Below are 1,205 nucleotides of genomic sequence, written 5' to 3' on the forward strand. Positions count from 1 at the left end.
GGCAAATGACAGAGCAGCTTTCCTCTCCTTTTCAGAACCTCCTAATGCTCTCTCAATAAACCGTTCAACATCATCACGAACACCATCTTGATTACTGTCAATTCCTGCCAGACCTATCAACCCATCCTCACCAGGATCAGTTGGCAGATCGAATAACCAGCGAGTGTCGACAGATTGCAGACACTGCTCCCAGGAAAGGCTTTCAAAGCGCTTATTCTTGTTCAATACCAGACAGTAGCGACTATCTCTGAATTGAAAGCTCAAACGTTGCTGCAGATACCGAACCGGATAAAGGACACCAAATTTGCGCTCTGACGTTAATGGATAAAACTGCTTGCGCCATCGGAAAACATTCAGCCTTCTGCCTTCTCCAGAAACCACCTCATCTTCATCTACCTCCCAGTCTTGCATTTTGTCCTGATCACAAGACCGGGAATAGGCCAATCTTCCACCGCTGAAGTGAGGCAGCCAGTTAAACTTTTTTTTAATATTCTGACTCCATTGGTCTCGCTCCTTCGAACCCTCCTGCAGACAGACCCCCTCCTCCTGACCGCCCCATTCCAGTGATCCGGCCCGAGTGAATCCACTCAACACCAATAGAGCTGCAACGAAGACAATAAAGCCTACTGTAGACATATGTCGTTTTCTCATCACCCATCCCTGGTTGCCTTAAAATAGCCATGAACGAAAAAGCATTTTCGCGGCTGTAAAGGATACTAATCGATAAAGCCAGATGCCCTATTCAATAACAGACCCCACAGGACACCGGGTTGTCAAGGAACCTCCGGGTCACCAGGGCAGCGCCGAAGCTACAAAGAAAGGGTTCGGTTCACTTTTTGGCAGTTCATACTCTGCCGGGTAACCTACATCGACAAAATAAAGACCATGGGGCTTTGCTGTAACACCCCCTTCAGAACGACTTCTGGCATCCAACACTTCTTTTGCCCAGACAGGTGGCTTTCTACCGGCACCAATCTCCAGAAGAACACCCGTGATGTTTCTTACCATATGATGAAGAAACGCATTCGCCCTGACATCTATCACAACCATATCGCCATGCCTGTAAACATTCAGGTGCTGAATTTCACGAACCGCATGTTTCGCCTTACACTGCACCGCACGGTAAGAATCAAAGTCATGTTCACCCATGAGGTACTGCCCGGCAATATTCATCCACTCTACATCCAGTGGACGGTAGTAAAAGG

Annotated in this window: 2 protein-coding genes; both read right to left on the reverse strand. The window is 47.9% G+C overall.

Features of this window, described 5'->3' with window-relative positions; all coding sequences use genetic code 11:
* Nucleotides 1–651: hypothetical protein (locus KDK16_RS07925; RefSeq protein ID WP_257275478.1), on the reverse strand; the 651-nt coding region annotated here is incomplete at its 3' end.
* Nucleotides 652–789: 138 nt separating this feature from the next.
* A partial coding sequence (locus KDK16_RS07930) for a tRNA pseudouridine(38-40) synthase TruA (protein WP_257275479.1) occupies nucleotides 790–1,205 on the reverse strand: 416 nt, incomplete at its 5' end.

The sequence above is a fragment of the Endozoicomonas sp. SESOKO4 genome, from assembly GCF_024606275.1.